The following is a 20,027-nucleotide window of genomic DNA, read 5'->3' as shown; positions in this document are numbered from 1 at the left end:
ATGGCCTTCCACCGCCATCGCCTCCCCAGCGACCTGACGCCCGAAGAGCGCGAAGCGAGGATCGCCGAACTGCGTGCCCGCCGCCGCGCCCGCGCGCGCAAGCTCGCGCTGCGCAGCGCGATCGGCATCGCGGCACTGATGCTGCTGGTCGTCGTGGTCGCGTGGTGGCTCCTGACCACGTTCGGTGGCCGCGATTTCCTGCTCGGGCAGATTGCCGGCCGGCTGCCGGCCGGCACCGAGCTGACCTGGCGGTCGGCCGAGGGGCCCGCCTCCGGGCCGCTGACGATGCACGACGTCCGCTACGTGCAGCGCAGCTGCCCGGACGTCAACGAGCAACCCGTCGCCTACGGCAACTGCGACGCGCCGCGGGTGCTGGTGTTCACCGCCGCCCGGGTCACCATCGACCCGGCGCTGATGCCCCTGGTCGGACGCCGCCTGCGCCTGGACGTGCTGGACGTCGACAACGCGGTCCTGGCCCTGCCGCCGCCGGTGGAGACCCCGTTCGAACTGCCGCGCTGGCCCGACTCGCTGCCGCGGATCGACCTGCCGCTGTCGCTGCAGGCCGACACCATCCGCGTCGACGGTTTCCGGGTGGAGCGCGAGGGTACGCCCGTCATCGACATCCGCAGCCTGCGCGGTGGACTGGATGCGCAGCAGGGCGAGTTGCATCTGGCGAACGTCACCGTCGACAGCGACCGCGGTGTCTTCACCGCCCACGGCGTGTACGCACCCGACGACGACTACCGCATGGACCTGACCGCGAGCGCGCTGATGCCTGCGCCGGCGGGGCGCACGCGCCCGCGCATCGGGCTGGTCGCCCGCGGCGATCTGGCACGGCTCGACCTCGCGGTCGTGGGGCATGCGCCGGCGCCGCTGCGCGCCGTGCTGACCCTGCGCGGGCGCGAGCAACCCGACTGGGCGCTGCGCGCGTCGACCACGCGGCTCGACCCCGCGCTGCTGGCCGGCAGCGGCGAGCCGGGCACGCCGCTCGCGTTCGAGTTGCGCGCGGACGGCACCGGCGGCACGGCATCGCTGCAGGGCGAGGTACGCCTGGGCGAGCCGGATGCCGATCCGATGCGCATCGTGCTGCAGCCGTCGCAGGTCTCGCTCGAGAACCAGCGCCTCGACTTGCGCCCCATGGTGGTGGACGTCCTGGACGGGCGGATCACCGCGCGCGGCCACGTCGATGTCGCCGAACCCGGCGACGTGCGTTTTCGCGTGGCGGCCAATGCGCGCGGCCTGCAGCTGGGCGCGAACCCCGATGCCGCCGAGCCTGCAGCGCCGATCAGCGCCGACGCCGACCTCGGCATCGCCGGCAGCACCGCCGCGTGGGCGGTCGTCGGCACCGGCGCCGTGACCCGCGATGCACTGCGCGCGACGCTGGAACTCGATGGCCGCGGCACCGGCGAGCGCCTGCGCCTGCAGACAGCGCGCGTGACCATGCCCACCGGCACGCTGGATGCGACGGGAGAAATCGCCTGGGCACCGGCGCTCGAATGGAATCTCGACGCCACGCTCGCGGGTTTCGATCCCGGCTACTTCGCCCGTGACTGGCGCGGTGCGGTGCGTGGCACGCTGGCCAGCACGGGTGCCACCCGCGACGACGGCGGCCTGGAGATCGCGGTCACCGCGACCGACCTCGGCGGCACGCTGCGCGGGCGCCGTGTGGACGGTCGCGCCAGCTTCGCCATGCACGGACCTGCGGCCGATGCCGGCGAGACAGGCCGCACCGATTACGAGGCCGAGGCGGCGTTGTCGCTGGGCGACAGCCGGATCGATGCACGGGCCTCGATCAGCGCAGCGCTCGATGTCGACGCGCGGCTGGCGCCGTTGCAGCTGGCCGATTTCCTGCCGCAGGGTGGCGGCAGCCTGCGCGGCACGCTGCGCATGACGGGCCCCCGCGATGCGCCGGACATCGCCGCCGATCTGACCGCGAGCGCGCTGCGGTTCGGGGATTACGCCGCCGACAGCGCGCGTATCAGCGGTCGCCTGCCCTGGCGCCAGGGCAGCGGCGCGCTCGATGTCACCGCCAGCGGTGTGCAGGCCGGGGTCGCGCTCGACTCGCTGCGCGTGGCCGCGCGCGGCGCCGTCGAATCGCTGGAGCTGGACGCGGATGCGCGAGGTGCGATCGGCAGCATCGCGCTGGCCGGCACGGCCGAGCGGCGCAACGCCACTTGGCAGGGTGCGCTGGCGAGCCTGCGCGTGGCACCCGCCACCGGCGCAAGCTGGGCGCTACAGGCGCCGGCGCGGTTCAGCGTGGCCGATGCGCGCTACACCCTCGAGGAAAGCTGCTTCGCGTCGAGCGGCGGTGGGGCGCTGTGCGCGCGGGCGGACTGGCCCCGGCAGGGCGCGGTCGTGACCGGCACCGGCCTGCCCCTGGCCCTGGTGACGCCTTTCCTGCCGGAACAGGACGGCGGCCGCCCGTTCGTGATGCGCGGCGAGATCGCGATCGACGCCGATGTACGTCCGGTGGGCAACGGGTTCGCCGGCAGCGCCAGCGTGCGTTCGGCCAGCGGCGGCGTGCGGACGTCGGAGCGCGCGCGCAACGAGGTGGTGAGTTACGAGGACCTGCGCCTCGACGCCGAATTCGACGGCAACCGCATCGACGTCACGCTGGCCACGACGCTCGACGACGCCGGCCGGATCAACGCTCAGCTCGGAACGGGATGGGACGCCTACTCGCCGTTGTCCGGCTCGCTGGTGGCGCGGATCGAGGACCTGACCTTCGTCGAACTGTTCTCGCCGGATATCGTCGAGCCCACCGGCCGCCTCACCGCCGACATCACCCTGGGCGGCACCCGTGCACAGCCGACGATCGGCGGCCAGGCCCGCCTGGCGGACTTCTCCACGGAACTCCCGGCGCTCGCGATCGCGCTCGAGGACGGCACGATCGCACTCGATGCGCTGCCCGACGGCACCGCGCGGATCGACGGCAGCGTGCGCTCCGGCGGCGGCCGTCTCGGAATCGCCGGCACCCTCGGCTGGAGCGGAGATGCGACACCGCTCGTGCTCAACGTGCGTGGCGAGAACGTGCTGGTGTCCGACACAAGCGACCTGCGTGTGGTCGCGAGCCCCGACATCACCGTGCGCTACGCGGCGCGCCAGCCCCTGAACGTGAGCGGCACCGTCGTGGTGCCCAGCGCGCTGATGGACCTGGAGCGGCTCAGCGAGGGCGTGTCGACGTCGCCCGATGTCGTGGTCCTCGATCCGGTGGATCCGGACACCACCGCCGCGTCGCCGCTCGAACTCGATCTCGCGCTGACCATGGGCGACGACGTCGTGCTGCGCGGCTTCGGCTTCGACGGCAGTCTCGGCGGCACGCTGCGTGTGCGCGCGATTCCCGGCCGCGAGATGACCGGCTACGGCCGGCTCGAAGTCGCCGGCCGCTATCGCGCCTACGGGCAGGATCTGCGCATCACCCGCGGCAACCTGGTGTTTTCCAACGGCCCGGTATCGGATCCCCTGCTCGACGTGCGCGCCGAGCGGCGCATCGATGCCGAGGACGTGACCGCGGGCATCGATGTCACCGGGCGCGCGTCGGCGCCCCAGGTGAACGTATGGAGCAATCCTGCCGGCGACGATTCCCAGGCCCTGTCCTACCTGGTGCTGGGCCGTTCGGCGTCGAGCCTGTCGAGCACCGAAGGCCAGCAGATCGACGCCGCCGCGGCCGCGCTCAACGCCGGCGGCAACCTCGTCGCCTCGCAGCTCGGCAGCCGCATCGGTCTCGACGATGCCGGCATCAACGACTCGCGCGCGCTCGGCGGCAGCGTGCTTGGCTTCGGCAAGCAACTCTCGCCGCGCCTGTACGTGGGCTTCGGCGTCTCGCTGCTCGGCACCGGTCAGGTGCTGACGCTCAAGTACCTGCTGCGCGCGGGCTTCGACCTGGAGATCGAGTCGAGCACGATCGAGAACCGCGGCTCGTTGAACTGGCGGCACGAGCGCTAGGTCGATGGGCGTCGCTTCTGCGGCGTGAGTCGCATCGCGATGCGATGTCGCGAGATTCACGGTGCCCACCGCCTCGGCAGCGTGCATCACCGGACACGCTGTCGCACGAAGGGAATCGTCGCGAACGAGTATGCGTGACGCCTGGTGTGGCCATCCCAGCACGAGCCGGGAGGCTGCGGTGGGTAGCGCCTGCCCGTAGACGTCGAATGCAGCATCACGACCGCACCTCGGCTGTGTACCCGCACCGCTCGATGCCGCACGCAATGCAGATCCGAATGCGATGCGTACCGCACTGCTGGAACTCGCGCGCTCGCCCGTCGATCGGGCCTTCTCCGAACAGCACACGCACACGATGAGCCTGGCACCGACCAAACCCGCCTCTGGTCCTAGCCGTCAGCGGCGCTCTGAACAACAGGCTTGGATACAGCGGCCATGGCGACCCACGGCGATCGCGATGCGTTCGATCAACGCTGCAGCCGCATCCCCCGCAGCTGCGGCGCGCCATCGACGACATCGATCCAGACCACGTAGGCGTTGCGGCCGACGACCTGGAGTTGCGGGAAGCCGGTCGCGCGGCCGCGGCCCTGGAGTCGGGCGAGCTCGACGCGCTCGTGTTCGGTGGCGAGGTCGGCGCTGCGCCTCGAGAGCCACAGCGCCTGCGCGCCGTCGGCATCCTCGCGCAGCCACACGGCCCAGGCCTGGGTGTCGTCGAGTGCGACGGCGATACGACCCTGTACCTCGCTGCCGGCGTCGAGTTCGACGGGGGCCGAGAAGCTGTCGCCGGCGTCGTCGCTGCGGGCGAGGCGCACCCGCGATTCGTCCCCAGGCGCGGTGTACCAGCCCACCAGCACCGTGTCGCCGCGCGCCGCGACCGAGGGGCCGTTGACCGGACAGGCCGGCATCACCCAGGCGTCGGCGTGGACCGCGCGTGGGGGTGTCCAGGCGCTGCCCTCGAAGCGCGTGACGAGGATGTCGCGTACTTCGCCGTCGGTCCGGCCGCGGTATACGACCACCGGGCCACGCGTGGTCACGGCCGCAGCCGTATGGCAGCAATCGCAGACGCTGGCGTCGATCTCATGTTCGTCGATGCGGCGCATCGCGGCATCGAAACGCGCCGCGCGCAGGGTCATCGGCCGGCCGCTGCCCGCATGGCCCTCGACGCCCTCGTGCCCCTCGTGGCTGGCACCCGTGGTGTTGCGCCCGTCCAGCCAGGCGATCCCGATCCCGTCGCCCTGGGGCCACATCGAGACGAATCCGTGTTCGGTCTGCGTGCCGTCGTCGTGCGGCACCACCGGCGCGCCCCAGTTGGCACCGCCGTCGCGCGAGCGGGCGAGGACCACGTCGTAGGCGTAGCGGCCCTCGCCGTTGCGCTGCAGCCAGTGCGCCCAGAGCGCGCCGTCGGCCGTCGGCATCACGTGCGGCGTGTCGGCCCAGTTGACGAACATGCGGTTGCCGATCGCGATCGTGGTCGGCGCCGTGCGCCAGGCCTGGGCGGCCGGATCGAAGCGCGAGAACTGGAACACGTGGCGCCGGCCCGCGCGCGAGTTGGTCCAGCTCAGCACCAGGTGCCCGTCGGAGGAGGCGGCCAGATCGGGCGCGGACGAACCGGGGCCGGTCTCGGGCAAGGCCCATTCGATGCGTTCACTCGGTGCGTCCACCGCCGGCGGTGGACCGGACGTGCCGGCAGCGCCATCCGGCGCGGCATCGTTGCCGCCTGCGCATGCGGCCAAGGTCAGCGCGAGCGCTGCGAGGGCAGGCAGTCGATGTTTCGGAGCGGAAAACCGGATCGGCATGGCGGCACGGGGCAGGACCTGCGGACGGGCGGCAAGGGTACCCTGTCGCCTGGTCAGTCCCGTGTGTCCGAACGTCGCATGCAGGTCATCGTCGCCCGCTACACCGATCCGCTCGAGGCCCAGATCGCCGGCGGCCTGCTGCAGGCCGAGGGCATCGCGGTGCACGTGGGCGATACCCACACCGCACTGGCGAACTGGGAATGGCGGCTGGCCATCGGCGGGGTGAAGCTTCATGTGGCGGCCGCGCAGGCCGAACGTGCGCGCGATGTCCTGCGTCGCCTCGACGCCGGCGAGTTCGCGTTGCCGTCCGAGGACGACGCGGCGTCCGTCTCCGCGACGCCGGTCGACCGCGAGAGCCTGTCCAGCAGGCTGGCGTGGATCGCGCTGGTGGTGCTGTCGCTGCCCGTGCCGTGGCGACGACGGCGCAGCGGCACGGGCGACACGTCCACCTGAGATCTGCGCCGGGCTGCGCGCGTTCCGATCCGTGCACGCCGTCATCTTCCCGGGTGCCGGCCTTCCGGCGACGTCGGGCCGTCCGCTGTGCGCCGCACCGCACGGCGGATGTCAACGGGTTCCCAGGCACCGCTGCGCTGGCCACAATCGCCGGCCCGTCGCCACGAAGTGCCCCCGCATGACCGAGACCCCGCTCGCCCGCCGGATCGCCGCCACCATCGCGGAGGAGATCGGCGCGCAGCCCGCGCAGGCGGTGGCCGCGATCGCCCTGCTCGACGAGGGCGCGACCGTGCCGTTCATCGCGCGCTATCGCAAGGAAGTGACCGGCGGTCTCGACGACACGCAGCTGCGGACGCTGGAGACGCGACTGGTCTATCTGCGCGAGCTCGAGGACCGGCGCGCGGCGATCCTGTCGAGCATCGAGGAGCAGGGCAAGCTGAGCGACGCGCTGCGCGCCGACATCGGCGCGGCCGACAGCAAGGCGCGACTCGAGGACCTGTACCTGCCGTACAAGCAGAAGCGGCGCACGCGGGCGCAGATCGCGCGCGAAGCCGGGCTGGAACCGCTGGCCGACGGCCTGCTGGCCGATCCCGCGCACGTGCCCGAGACCTTCGCCGCAGGGTTCGTCGATGCCGACAAGGGCGTCGCCGACGTAAAGGCCGCGCTGGAAGGCGCGCGCGCGATCCTGATGGAGCGCTGGGGCGAGGACGCGGCCCTGCTGGGCGAACTGCGCGATTGGCTGGAGGCCACCGGCGTGATCCGCGCACGCGTGGTCGAAGGCAAGGAGGCGGCCGGCGAGAAGTTCCGCGATTACTTCGATCACGCCGAGCCGCTGGCGCGGATTCCCTCACACCGTCTGCTGGCCCTGATGCGTGGGCGCCGCGAGGAGTTCCTCACGCTGGACCTGGAGCCCGGCAGCGATCCCGAACAGGGCAACGCCTATGCCGAGGCCCGCATCGCCCGGCATGCGGGCATCGCGGCGCAATCGCGCCCGGCCGACGCCTGGCTGCTCAACGCCTGCCGCCTGGCATGGCGCGCCAAGATCCATCTGCACCTGATGATCGACCTGTTCGGCAAGGCGCGCGAGAAGGCCGAGGGCGAGGCGATCGCGGTGTTCGGCGACAATCTCGAGGACCTGCTGCTGGCGGCACCGGCCGGCCCGAAGGTCGTGCTCGGCCTCGACCCGGGCATCCGCACCGGCTGCAAGGTGGCCGTGGTCGACGCGACCGGCAAGCTGGTGGCGACCGAGACCATCTATCCGCACGAGCCGCGCCGGCAGTGGGACCAGTCGCTGCAGACCCTGCGCATGCTGTGCATCGCGCACGGGGTGCAGCTGATCGCGATCGGCAACGGCACCGCGTCGCGCGAGACCGACCGCCTGGCCGGCGATCTGCTGAAGCTGCTGCCGCAGCAGGCGATCCAGAAGATCGTGGTCAGCGAGGCGGGGGCGTCGGTGTACTCCGCGTCCGAAACCGCGGCGCGGGAGTTTCCCGGCCTGGATGTCTCGCTGCGCGGCGCGGTGTCGATCGCCCGGCGCCTGCAGGATCCACTGGCCGAACTCGTCAAGATCGAGCCCAAGGCGATCGGTGTGGGCCAGTACCAGCACGACGTGGACCAGTACCGGCTCGCGCGCGCGCTCGATGCCCGGGTGGAGGATTGCGTCAACGCGGTCGGCGTGCACGTCAACACCGCGTCCGGCGCGCTGCTGTCGCGGGTGGCGGGCCTGTCGCCGAGCGTGGCCGAGAACATCGTCCTCCACCGCGACGCGAACGGCCCGTTCCGGCGCCGCCGTGACCTGCTCAAGGTGCCGCGCCTGGGCGAGAAGACGTTCGAGCAGTGTGCGGGCTTCCTGCGCATCGCCGACGGCGACGAACCGCTCGATGCCTCCTCGGTGCATCCCGAGGCCTATCCGGTGGTGGAGCGCATCGCCCGCGCCAGTGGCCGCGACGTGCGCCAGGTGATCGGCGATGGCGCCTTCGTGCGGGCGCTGAAGGCGGACCAGTTCACCGACGAGCGCTTCGGCTTGCCCACCGTGCGCGACATCCTCAGGGAACTGGAAAAGCCGGGCCGCGACCCGCGTCCGGAATTCAAGGCGGCGCGCTTCGCCGACGGGGTCGAGGAGATCAAGGACCTCGAGCCCGGCATGGTCCTGGAAGGGGTGGTCAGCAATGTGGCCGCCTTCGGCGCATTCGTCGACATCGGCGTGCATCAGGACGGCCTGGTGCACATCTCCGCGCTCTCCGATCGCTTCGTCAAGGATCCGCGCGACGTGGTGAAGGCCGGCGACATCGTCAAGGTGAAGGTCCTGGAGGTGGACGTGCCGCGCAAGCGCATCGCGCTCACCTGCAGGCTCGACGATGTCCCCGGCGATGCGCCGGGGCGCGATACGCGTCCGCCCGCGCGCGATGCGGGCCGACCGTCCACGCGCCCACACGACGGTCGTCCGCGGTCGCCCTCCGGCAACAGACCCGCTACCGGCGCGCCGCCTGCGAACAACGCCCTGGCAGACGCCTTCGCCCGCGCCCGCGGGCGCTGAGCGCGTCGCGCGTTTGCCGTGGCCGTGGCCGCGGACGGCACATGCGCGGCTACGGCGGGCGGCGCCGGCCCGTCATGCGCGGCCCGCCCGTGTCCGGCGTGGCGACCCGCCCGCAGGATGCCGCCCCGCGGGCGATGACGCCGGGGCCGATGCACGGGGCGCGCGGGACGGCGGCATGCGCGGAATCCGTCACGTGCATACCCGGCTGCCGATCGTGCAGGTGACCCGACGGCGCCGCATGCGTGCGGCGCTGGTCCGCCGAGTGGATGTCGGGCGCGCGGGGCCGATGGCGCGCGCGCATTGCCCGGGAACCGAGATCGCGCGGCACGTTGCGCGGGTTTCCCGGTCGCGCATCGTCGCGCCCGGCGCATTCGCAGGCGCTCGATGCGCGCGCTGCTGTGCCGGCGCCGAACAGCCATCCCCCGACCAGCGAGCGCGCGGGCCCCTCCAGGCCAGATGGCGTCGACGCGCGGCGGCCCCGCGGCCCGCCGCGCACCGGCACGGTCCGCGCCCGTTCGACGGCGCCTCCCGCGCGGCACGCCGCGCTTGGTGACCGGACCGCGTTGCCGGTGATCGACATGGTCGGCACCCTCGCGTTTCCGCGGGGTGCCGCGGCCCGATGCACGGCCGCCGGGGGGGATTCGCGGATCGCCGGCTCAAGCGCCGGCTGAAGGCGACCGGCGGGCCGGGCATCTGTGCCAACGACAACTTCGCCGACTGGTGCAGCGACGTCCGGGGGCTGGTCCAGCAGGCGCAGCAGTCGTCCGACGCACGGTGCTCGAGGCGGTCCTGCCGCAGCCCGACGATCTCCACGCCCTCAAGCCGCGGCATTCGGCCTTCCACCGGACCCCGTTGGAATCCATCCTCGCCCGCGAGCGCGTGGGACGGGGGCTGCCGACCGGCGTCTCGACCGAGGCTGCGTCCTCGTGAACGCGCTGGACGCGCGCATCCGCGATCCCGAGGTCTGCGTGGTCTCCGACTGCGCGGCCAGGGGCACACCGACACGCCGGGCCCACGCGCTGTCGGGGTTGCGCGCCTGCGGGATCCCCGTGCAGGCGTCCGCGCACGCCCTGTCCCGGCAGGCCCGCCGAGGGTGGACCGGCCCTGCGGTGACGGCGCTTCCGGCTCCGTTCGGGACGCTGCGCGCGGTCCGCAACAGGCGGGGCGAGACGCACGCCCGGGGGCCTCATCCCCGCAGGACCCGTCGGCCAGGTGCGACCCCGGCAAGGTTTTCCCGTTGCCCCCCTGGACCGCGAACAGCGTATTCACGGGTGTTTGATAGGACCGTGCGGATAGTTGTCACAGGCGCACGGGAAGGTGTGGTGGTCCCCGCCCTGGTCCTGTCCCCCACGACAGCCGAATCAACCCGCTGGATCGACCGCATGCCCTCCCCCGAAGGCGCAGGCCGCAGACGTCATGCGACCGGCGCGAGCCCCCGCCGCCAGACCCCCCCGATCCCGCGCGACGCGAGCGGCCGCTTCAAGCGGCGCTCGCACGCCACGCCGTTCTCCGCGGACGCCCATCGCTCGCTGTTCGTCACCTCGGAGATGAGCGACTTTATCAAGGCCGGTGGCCTGGGCGAGGTGGCGGCCGCGCTTCCGCGCGCGCTGCGGCGCCGGCACGACGTGCGCGTGCTGATCCCCGGCTACGCAGCCGTTCTCGCCCGCGTCGAGCAACTGACCGTCGTCGGCCGGATCGCCGCCCACGCCGGACTGCCCGCCTGCGAGATCGCGCTCACCCACCAGCACGACGGACTGCCCGTCTACGTGCTGCTCAATCCGGCGCTCTTCGCCCGCGAAGGCTCGCCCTATGTCTCGGTGGACGGCACCGAATGGGACGACAACGCGATCCGCTTCGCGACGCTGTCCTTCGCCGCCGCCGAGATCGCCGCGGGCCGCGCGGGGCTCGACTGGACCCCCCAGCTCCTGCATCTCAACGACTGGCCGTGTGCGCTGGCAGCCGGGTATCTGCGCTGGGCGGGCACGGCGGTGCCGAGCCTGCTGACCATCCACAACCTCGCCTACCAGGGCCTCTTCCCGCGCGCGATGGCGCCGGCGCTGGGCGTGCCGGAGGCGGCGCTGGATGCGGTGGACTTCTACGGGCGCCTGTCCTTCCTGCAGGCCGGCATCGTCTATGCCGACCAGGTGAACACCGTGAGCGTGAGCTACGCGCGCCAGATCACCGGCCCGGAGCTCGGCTGCGGCCTCGACGAGCTGCTCGCGCGCCGCGCCGCAGCGGGCCGCCTGAGCGGCATCCTCAACGGCATCGACGCCAGCTACGACCCGCGGACGGATCTTCACCTGCAGGTCCACTTCAGCGTGAACCAGTGGCAGGGCAAGAACCTCAACGCCGAGCACGTGCGCCGCGCGTTCCATCTGCCCTTGTCGCGCGGCCCGCTGTTCGCGGTGGTGTCGCGCCTGGTCCACCAGAAGGGCCTCGACCTGGTGGTCGACGTGGCGCCGCAGATCACGGCCGCCGGCGGCCAGATCGTGTTCGTGGGTGAGGGGGAACGCGCGATCGAGGATTCGATCCGCGCCCTGTGTGCCCGTTATCCGGCACATGTCGCGGCGATGATCGGGTTCGAGGAAAGCATGGCGCGGCGGGTCTACGCCGGCTCCGATTTCCTGCTGATGCCGTCGCGCTTCGAACCCTGCGGCCTGAGCCAGATGTACGCGCAGCGCTTCGGCAGCCTGCCGATCGCGCATGCGACGGGCGGCCTGATCGACACCGTCGACGACGGCGTGACCGGCTTCCTGTTCGCCGAGCCCTCGGCGGATGCGCTGCGCCGCTGCGTCGGCCGTGCGTTCCGCACCTGGCGCCTGCCGGGGTTGATGTCGGCGATGCGCCGCGCCGCGATGCTGACGCCGTCGGGATGGGAACACGCCGGCCAGCGCTACGCCGACCTCTACTCGCGCACAGCCCGCGCAGCCTGACCCCCGACGCCATGGACGACGGATACGAACCCGGCCACATGCTCGATCCCGGCGCGGCCGACGGCATGCCGTCTGACCGCGCCCCCGCCCTCGACGCGCTTCTCGACGGGCAGCCGGCGGATCCGTTCGCGCTGCTCGGGCCGTGCCGCCTCTCCGACGGACGCTGTCGCGTGCGGGTCATGCTCCAGGGCGCGCAGGCCGCGACGCTGCTGGCCGACGGCGTCGACGTGCCGATGCAGCAGGTGGATCCGCGCGGCCTGTTCGAGGCCGTGTTGCCGTCGGTCTGCCCCTACCGGCTGCGGATCGCATGGCCCGACGGCCTGCACGAGACCGAGGACCCGTACCGCTTCGGCAACGTCATCGACGCAGCGACGATCCAGCGCCTGGCCAACGGCGATCCCGACGCCGTGCGCAGCGCGCTTGGTGTCTACGCCTGCGAGCACGAGGGCATCGCCGGCACCCGGTTCGCCGTCTGGGCCCCCAATGCACGACGGGTCGCCGTGGTCGGCGACTTCAACGGCTGGGACGAGCGCCGCCATCCGATGCGCCTGCGCCACGATGCCGGTGTGTGGGAACTGTTCCTGGCCGAGGAGCTTGCCGGACAGCGCTACAAATACGCGATCACCGTGAACGACGGCAGCCGCCTGCAGCAGAAGGCGGACCCGCTCGCCCGGCGTACCGAGCCGCCGCCGGCCACCGCGTCGATCGTGCCGTCGCGCGAGTCCTACGCATGGTCGGACCACGCATGGATGGCCGCCCGCGCGGATGCGCCCGATGCGCCGATCAGCATCTACGAGGTGCACGCCGCATCGTGGCGACGTGCCGCCGACGGCGGTCCGCTCGACTGGGACGCCCTCGCCGCCGCACTGGTGCCCTACGCGACCGGTCTGGGCTTCACCCACATCGAGCTGTTGCCGGTGAGCGAGCACCCGTTCGGCGGCTCCTGGGGCTACCAGCCGGTCGGGCTGTTCGCCCCCACCGCCCGGCATGGCGACCCCGCCGGTTTCGCGCGTTTCGTCGACGCCTGTCACGGCGCCGGCCTCGGCGTCATCGTCGACTGGGTGGGCGCGCATTTTCCGGACGATGCCCACGGCCTGCAGCGCTTCGACGGTACCGCACTGTACGAGCACGCCGATCCGCGCGAGGGCGTGCACCGCGACTGGAACACCCTGATCTACAACTACGGTCGCAACGAGGTGGCCGCCTACCTGGTGGCGAGCGCGCTCGACTGGATCGAGCGCTTCCATCTCGACGGACTGCGTGTGGACGCGGTCGCCTCGATGCTCTACCGCGATTACAGCCGCGGCGAGGGCGAGTGGGTGCCCAACGAGCACGGCGGGCGCGAGAACCTGCAGGCGGTGGCGTTCCTGCGCCGGCTCAACGACGAGATCCGCAGCCGCCATCCGGGCGTGTGGGTGATGGCCGAAGAATCCACCGCGTGGCCGGGCGTCACCGCGCCCACGGCGCAGGGCGGGCTCGGCTTCTCGCACAAGTGGAACATGGGCTGGATGCACGACACGCTGCAGTACATGCAGCGCGATCCGGTGCATCGCCAGCACCACCACAGCGAGATGACCTTCGGCATGGTCTACGCGTATTCCGAGCGCTTCGTTCTGCCGCTGTCGCACGACGAGGTGGTGCACGGCAAGGGCTCGCTGCTGTCCAAGATGCCCGGCGACGACTGGCAGCAGCATGCCAACCTGCGGGCCTACCTCGGTTTCATGTGGGCGCACCCGGGACGCAAGCTGCTGTTCATGGGCGGCGAGCTCGGCCAACGCCGTGAGTGGTCGCACGACCACGCGCTGGACTGGCACCTGCTGTCGGAGCCGCGCCATGCGGGCCTGCAGCGTCTGGTCGGCGACCTCAACCACGGCCTGCGCACCCGGCCCGCGCTGCATGTCGACGACGATCGCCCCGGTGGTTTCGAGTGGAGCGTCGGCGACGACCACGCCAACAGCGTATTCGCCTTCGTCCGCCACGACCGCACCGGCGGCGGCGTGCTGCTCGCGGTGAGCAACATGACCCCGCAGGTGCTCCACGACTACCGCGTCGGCGTGCCGCGCGCGGGCCGCTGGCGCGAAGTGCTCAATACCGACAGCGCCTTCTACGGCGGCAGCAACGTCGGCAATGGCGGCGGCCTGCCGACATCACCCGATCCGATGCACGGACATGCGCAGTCGCTTCACCTCACCCTGCCGCCGCTGGCCACGTTGTGGCTGGAATGCGAGGACTGAGCACGACGCCCGCATGGGGCGCGCGACTGGACGGCGACTCGGTGCACTTCGCGGTGTGGGCCCCGGCCTGCACGCAGGCCTGGCTGGTGCCGGAGGACGCCGCGCCGGTGCCGATGTCGCCCGACGGCCACGGCGGGTTCTCGCTCTCGCATCCCGGCCGGCCGGGCCTGCGCTACCGGTACCGGCTCGACGCCGCGACGGTGCCCGACCCCGCCTCGCGCTGGCAGCCCGAAGGTGTCGACGGACCGTCGGCGGTGCACGATCCCGACGCCTACTCATGGCACCACACCGCCTGGCACGGGCGCCCGTGGAACGAGGTCGTGCTGTACGAGGCGCACGTCGGCGCCTGCGGTGGCTACACCGGCCTGCAGCGGCAGTTGCCCGCGCTCGCGGCGATGGGCATCACCGCGGTGGAGCTGATGCCGGTCGCGGAATTCCCGGGCCGGCGCAACTGGGGGTACGACGGCGTGCTGCCGTATGCCCCGGCGTCGGCCTACGGGTCGCCGGACGCGCTCAAGGCGCTGGTCGACGCGGCGCACGGGCTGGGTCTGCAGGTGTTCCTCGACGTGGTCTACAACCACTTCGGGCCGCACGGGAATCATCTCTCCGCCTATGCGCCGGATTTTTTCCGCGACGACGTCGCCACGCCCTGGGGCGCGGCGATCGACTTCACCCGGCCGCAGGTGCGGCGCTACTTCATCGACAACGCACTGATGTGGCTGCACGACTACCGCATCGACGGATTGCGCCTGGATGCGGTGCACGCCATCGCGCCGCCGGCGTTCCTGGACCAGCTGCGCGACGCGATCCGTGCCAGCCTGCCGCCGGACCGCCACGTGCACCTGGTGCTGGAGAACGAGGGCAATACCGCATCGTGGCTCGGGCCGGATGGCTACGACGCGCAGTGGAACGACGATTTCCACAATGCGCTGCACGTGCTGCTGACCGGTGAGCGCGAGGGGTACTACGCGGCCTTTGCCGATGCGCCCGAAGCACATCTGGCGCGGGTGCTCGGCGAAGGCTTCGCCTACCAGGGGCAGCCGGATCCGCGCGGGCACGTGCGCGGTGAACCCAGCGCGCAGGTCGCGCCCTGCCACTTCGTCGCGTTCGCACAGAACCACGACCAGATCGGCAACCGGGCCTTCGGTGACCGCCTGGTCACGTCGCTCGCCGAACCCCGCCTGCGCGCGGCGCTGGCGCTGACCGCACTGACCCCGATGGTGCCGCTGTTTTTCATGGGCGAGCCCTGGGGCGCGCGCCAGCCCTTCCCGTTCTTCGCCGACTTTCCGCCGCCGCTCGACGAGGCGGTGCGGGAGGGACGTCGGCGCGAATTCGCGCAGTTCGCGGCCTTCGCCGATCCTGCCCGGCGCGCGCGCATTCCCGACCCGAACGCCGAGGCCACATTCGAAGCCGCGCGCGTCGCGATCGCCGATGCGGGGACCACCGAAGGTGCGCGCTGGGTGGCCTGGTTCACCGCGCTGCTCGCGGTGCGCCGGGCGCAGCTCACGCCGCGCCTGTGCGACCTGCGCGCCGATGGCGCGGGTGTCCTCGCGCCGGGCGTGGTCCACGCCGCATGGCGCGACGCGGAACGCCGCCTCGACGCGGTGCTGAACCTGGGCGACGCGCCGATCGATCTCGCCGCGGCGGGCATCCCCTCCGGCGCGGGCCACTACCGCAGTGACGGCGCCCCGGACGACGCCGTGCTGCCCCCCGATACGTTCCTGCTGCGCTGGCGGGACGCGGCATGAGCGCATCGCTGCATGCACGGGCCAGCGCCGCCGGCCTGTGCCGTCATTGGGAAGACGCGGCCGGCATCGGCCGGACGGTCGCCGACGCGGACCTGCACGCGATCCTCGCCGCGATGGACGCGGCACAGGGCGATGCGGCACTCGACCCGCCCGGCCTGCCGCCTCTGGTCACCGCCGAGGCGTCCGGGCCGGTGCATCTGGCCGGGGTGGAGGCCGGCCTGCTGACGCTGATCCACGAGGACGGCGAGGAAGTGGAGATGGCGGTCGACGGGCGCGGCATGGCCCGCGCGCCTGCACGCCCGGGCGACTGGCGGTTCCGCCGCGCCGGTGCGTCCCACAGCCTGGCGGTCGCCCCGCCGCGCTGCTACAGCGTGGCGGATGCCCTCGACCTGCCGGCGCCGCGGGCCTGGGGGGTGGGCGTGCAGGTGTACTCGACCCGCCAGACCGATGACGGCGGCGTGGGCGATGCGGCCGGCGTGCTCGACTGGGTCTACCGCGTGGCGGCTGCGGGCGGCGACGCGGTCGCGCTGAGCCCGGTGCATGCGGCCCGGCCGTGCACGGGGGTGTGCAGCCCGTATTCGCCCAGTGACCGCCGCCGTTTCGATCCCGTCCATGCCGCGCCGGCCCTGGTCCTGGGCGCGGATGTCGTCGCCGCCGCGTGTGGCCACGTGGCGACGGCGCCTGCCGGCGACGACGCACTGATCGATTGGCCCGCCGCCACGGCGGCACGATGGCGCCGTCTGCGGGCCCTGTACGCCGCCCGCGGACATCTCGCCGAGGGCCTGCGCGCCGATCTCGCCGAGTTCGAGATGGCGGGCGGCGACGCGCTAGAGGCGTTCGCGCGCCACGCCGCGCGCGACCACGGCGACGGCGAGCCGGGCTTTCACCGCTTCGCACAATGGCTCGCCGAGCGCAGCTGGGCCGGCGTACAGCGCGCGGCACGCGATCGCGGCATGGGTCTCGGGCTGATCGCCGACATCGCCGTCGGCTTCGATCCCGCGGGCGCCGAGGCTGCGGCCTGGCCCGACGCGGTGCTGCAGGGCCTGGAACTGGGCGCGCCGCCGGACGCCTTCAATGCGGCCGGGCAGGTCTGGGGGGTCACCGGCTACAGTGCTGCCGGACTGCGCCGCACTGGCTATGCCCCGTTCCGCGCGCTGCTGCGCGCCACCATGCACGCGCGCGGCGGCGTGCGCATCGATCACATCCTCGGTCTGATGCGCTTGTGGGTGGTGCCACGGGGCGCGCCCTCGTCGGCCGGGGCCTACCTGCAGTATCCGCTGCAGGACCTGCTCAACCTGGTGGCCCTGGAGTCGTGGCGGCAGCGCTGCATCGTCATCGGCGAGGATCTCGGCGTCGTACCGCCGGGCCTGCGCGACACGCTCGCGCGGCGCGGCGTGCTGGGCATCGACGTCCTGCCGTTCACCCGCGACGCCGAGGGCGCCTTCCTGCCCCCGAAGCGCTGGCGCCGCGACGCGATCGCGACCACCACGACCCACGACCTGCCCACGCTGGCGGGATGGGCGCAGGGCCGCGATCTCGAATGGCGCGCGCGCATCGACGCGGTGCCGGGCGACGTACTACAGACGCAGCGCGAGGCCCGTGCCGACGATGTCGCCGCGCTCGATGCCGCCTGCCTCGACGCGATCGGCGCGACCGGGCCGGTCGCGTGGGCGGCGTATGCCGCCGCCTCGCCGGCGCCGCTTGCGCTGCTGCCGGTCGAGGACGCACTGGGGCTCGAGGAACAACCCAACCTGCCCGGCACCGTCGACGAACACCCCAACTGGCGGCGCCGCCTGCCCACGGCCGTCGACGACACCCCGGCGCTCGCCGCGCGCCTGCGCGCGTTCGCTGCCGCAAGGAACCTCGACGCATGACCCCGCTGCGCGCCACCGTCCGTCTGCAACTGCACGCCGATTTCCCCTTCGATGCCGCGCGCGCGCAGCTCGACTACTTCGCCGCGCTCGGCATCAGCCATCTGTACCTGTCGCCGATCGGCGTGGCGACCCCGGGCTCGACCCATGGCTACGACCAGGTCGATCCCACCCGCATCAGCGAGGCGCTCGGTGGCGAGGCAGGATTCCGCGCACTGGCGATGGCGGCGCGCGATGCGGGCATGGGCGTGCTCATCGACATCGTGCCCAACCACATGGCGACGCATGCGGACAATGCCTGGTGGTGGGACGTGCTCGCCCATGGCCGGGACGCCGAACATGCCCGGTGGTTCGACATCGACTGGGACGCGCCGGGCCGCAATGGACGCCTGTGGCTGCCGGTCCTCGACCGTCCGTTGCGTGAAGCCGTCGACGCAGGCGTACTGCGCGTGGCGCCGACCGGACGCGGCGTGGTGCTCGACCATCACGGCAGCCAGTACCCGGTGCAGGGGGCCGCGCAATCGGATGCGACGGCCTGGTGCGAAGCAGTCAACGCTGCCCCGCAGCACCTGCATGCGCTGGTGCTGGAGCAGCCCTACCGGCTCGCCTGGTGGCGCACCGGCAACAGCCTGATCAATTACCGGCGCTTCTTCGACGTCACCGGGCTCGCCGCGCTGCGCATCGAACGCCCCGACGTGTTCGACGCGGTGCACGCGCTGCCGCTGCGCCTGCTCGGCGAAGGCCTCATCGATGGCGTGCGCATCGATCATGTCGATGGTCTCGCCGACCCGCGCGCGTATCTGCAACAACTGCGAAAAGCGCTCGATGCTGCCGCGCCGGGGACGGACAGACCCGTGTTGCTGGTCGAGAAAATCCTCGCACCCGATGAAACGCTGCCCGGGAACTGGGATTGCGACGGCACCACCGGCTACGACTTCATGGACCAGGTGGGCGGCGTGCTGCTCGAACCGGACGGCGAACCGCAGCTGGTCGCGCAGTGGCGTGCGCACAGTGGCCGCAGCGGCGATTTCGTCGGCGAAGAACACCTCGCGCGGACGCAGTTGCTGCAGGGGGCCCTGGCCGCGGAACGCGCGCGCACCGGTCGTCTGCTCGATGCGGCGATCGTTCGCGACTCCGCGCTGGAGGAACTCGGCGCGCCGCTGCTGCACCGTGCGCTGGATGCCGTGCTCGCCGAGTTCCCGGTGTACCGCACCTATGCGCCACGCGACGGGATGCAGCCCGAGGATCTGGCGCGCTGGCGGCAGGCGGCCGATCGCGCACGTGCGCGCGGCGTCGACGCGGCCCTGCAGCGCGCGATCGATGGCCTCGTCGACGACCTGCTGCAGCGACCGGGCGATGCCGCTGCCGCATTGCGCACCGCCTGCGAGCAGCTCTCGGCACCGTTGAACGCGAAGTCGGTCGAGGACACCGCGTTCTATCGCCACGGCGCGCTGATCTCGCGCAACGAGGTCGGCAGCCATCCGGTGTCGCTCGCCTGCCCGCCTGCGGTCTTCCATCGCAAGGCCGCCGCGCGCGGCCCGCGTGCCCTGGTCGCCACCAGCACCCACGACCACAAGCGCGGCGCCGACGTGCGTGCGCGGCTGGCGGTGCTCGCCAGCGATCCGCACGACTGGGCAACGCGCGTGGCGGCGATCGAAGCCGCCGTGCCGGAGGCCTGCGCGGCGGTCGATGGCGGTGATCGCTGGATGCTCTGGCAGACTATCGTCGGTGCATGGCCGCCCGACCTGCACGCCGACGACGATGCCGGCGTCGACGCATTGCGCAGGCGCGTCGCCGGCTGGCAGGAAAAAGCCCTGCGCGAAGCCAAGCTGCGCAGTTCCTGGCTCGATCCGGACATCCGTTACGAAGCTGCCGCGGGCGCGCTGCGCGACGCGGCATTCGCTGATGGCGCTGCGCGCCTGCTTCTTGCCCAGGCTGCAGAACGCATCGCCGCGCCCGGCGCGGTGCTCGGCCTCGCGCAGGCGACGCTGCAGTTGTGCGTGCCGGGCGTGCCGGATCTCTACCAGGGCTGCGAAGGCTGGGACCTGAGCCTGGTCGATCCGGACAACCGCCGCCCGGTGGACTACGCAGTGCGTCGCAGCTGGCTAGACGCTCCCCACGATGCGCATACGCACTGGCGAGGGGGCGGCATCAAGAGTCGGGTATGGCAACAGTTGCTGGCGCTGCGGCGCGCGCAGCCGCCGCTGTTTGCGGCAGGCGATTACGCGCCACTGAAGGCGGAAGGTGAAGACGCCGATGGCGTGCTCGTATTTACACGACGCCATGACGGCGCTGCGCTGATCGTGGCGATCCCGCGCGCATCCGCCGCCCTGCGCGTGCGGCCGGATGCACCGGCATGGCAACCGGACGCCTGGACCCGCACGCAGCTGTCGTTGCAGGAGGGCCGCTGGCGCGACGCCTGCAGTGGGCGCGAATTCAATGGAGGCGACCACATGGTCGCCGATCTCTGGCAGATATTTCCTGTCGCGGTGTTGATCCGCGACGACGGGTGAC

General features: G+C 72.3%; 11 protein-coding genes. 9 read left to right on the top strand and 2 right to left on the bottom strand.

Annotated features, from left to right (window positions below):
* The gene (locus H0E82_RS04695) at positions 1 to 3,945 is read left to right on the top strand and encodes a translocation/assembly module TamB domain-containing protein (protein WP_180544280.1); all 3,945 of its coding nucleotides are present in this window, start codon (positions 1 to 3) and stop codon (positions 3,943 to 3,945) included.
* Between the two features lie 464 nt (positions 3,946 to 4,409).
* On the opposite strand, the gene H0E82_RS04690 is transcribed toward H0E82_RS04695, so the two are convergent.
* Complete coding sequence (locus tag H0E82_RS04690; RefSeq protein ID WP_180544279.1) at positions 4,410 to 5,738, bottom strand: sialidase family protein; 1,329 nt, start codon at positions 5,736 to 5,738, stop codon at positions 4,410 to 4,412.
* Positions 5,739 to 5,816: 78 nt separating this feature from the next.
* On the opposite strand from H0E82_RS04690, the gene H0E82_RS04685 reads away from it, so the two are divergent.
* Both H0E82_RS04685 and H0E82_RS04680 read left to right on the top strand, forming a co-directional pair.
* Positions 5,817 to 6,191, top strand: a complete 375-nt coding sequence (locus H0E82_RS04685) for a putative signal transducing protein (RefSeq protein WP_180544278.1) — start codon at positions 5,817 to 5,819, stop codon at positions 6,189 to 6,191.
* Between the two features lie 178 nt (positions 6,192 to 6,369).
* Positions 6,370 to 8,727: a Tex family protein gene (locus H0E82_RS04680; protein WP_180544277.1), complete on the top strand. Its 2,358-nt coding sequence runs from the start codon at positions 6,370 to 6,372 to the stop codon at positions 8,725 to 8,727.
* Positions 8,728 to 8,776: 49 nt separating this feature from the next.
* Here H0E82_RS04680 and H0E82_RS04675 read toward each other — a convergent pair whose 3' ends face one another.
* On the bottom strand, positions 8,777 to 9,307 hold the full coding sequence (locus tag H0E82_RS04675; protein WP_180544276.1) for a hypothetical protein: 531 nt from the start codon (positions 9,305 to 9,307) through the stop codon (positions 8,777 to 8,779).
* 194 nt (positions 9,308 to 9,501) lie between these two features.
* Here H0E82_RS04675 and H0E82_RS04670 point away from each other — a divergent pair, with 194 nt between their 5' ends.
* From H0E82_RS04670 to treY, 6 genes are all read left to right on the top strand, one after another.
* Complete coding sequence (locus tag H0E82_RS04670) at positions 9,502 to 9,657, top strand: cysteine hydrolase family protein (RefSeq protein ID WP_180544275.1); 156 nt, start codon at positions 9,502 to 9,504, stop codon at positions 9,655 to 9,657.
* Between the two features lie 452 nt (positions 9,658 to 10,109).
* A complete protein-coding gene (gene glgA / locus H0E82_RS04665) occupies positions 10,110 to 11,660 on the top strand; it encodes a glycogen synthase GlgA (protein WP_235974169.1) in 1,551 nt (516 codons plus the stop codon).
* A 38-nt stretch (positions 11,661 to 11,698) separates the two neighbouring features.
* Complete coding sequence (glgB, locus tag H0E82_RS04660; RefSeq protein ID WP_425600316.1) at positions 11,699 to 13,894, top strand: 1,4-alpha-glucan branching protein GlgB; 2,196 nt, start codon at positions 11,699 to 11,701, stop codon at positions 13,892 to 13,894.
* Positions 13,882 to 15,642 (top strand): malto-oligosyltrehalose trehalohydrolase, encoded by a 1,761-nt coding sequence (gene treZ / locus H0E82_RS04655; RefSeq protein ID WP_180544272.1) that lies wholly within the window; start codon positions 13,882 to 13,884, stop codon positions 15,640 to 15,642. Before glgB ends, treZ begins: the two co-directional genes overlap by 13 nt.
* Positions 15,639 to 17,516 (top strand): 4-alpha-glucanotransferase, encoded by a 1,878-nt coding sequence (locus H0E82_RS04650; protein WP_180544270.1) that lies wholly within the window; start codon positions 15,639 to 15,641, stop codon positions 17,514 to 17,516. Before treZ ends, H0E82_RS04650 begins: the two co-directional genes overlap by 4 nt.
* The gene (treY, locus tag H0E82_RS04645) at positions 17,513 to 20,026 is read left to right on the top strand and encodes a malto-oligosyltrehalose synthase (protein ID WP_180544268.1); all 2,514 of its coding nucleotides are present in this window, start codon (positions 17,513 to 17,515) and stop codon (positions 20,024 to 20,026) included. Before H0E82_RS04650 ends, treY begins: the two co-directional genes overlap by 4 nt.
* The last annotated feature ends 1 nt before the right edge of the window (position 20,027 follow it).

It is taken from the genome of Luteimonas deserti, assembly GCF_013425765.1.
In the GTDB taxonomy this organism is placed as follows: domain Bacteria; phylum Pseudomonadota; class Gammaproteobacteria; order Xanthomonadales; family Xanthomonadaceae; genus Luteimonas; species Luteimonas deserti.
The sequence above is the reverse complement of the archived record's forward strand: the minus strand, read 5'-3'. Positions and strand labels throughout refer to the sequence as shown.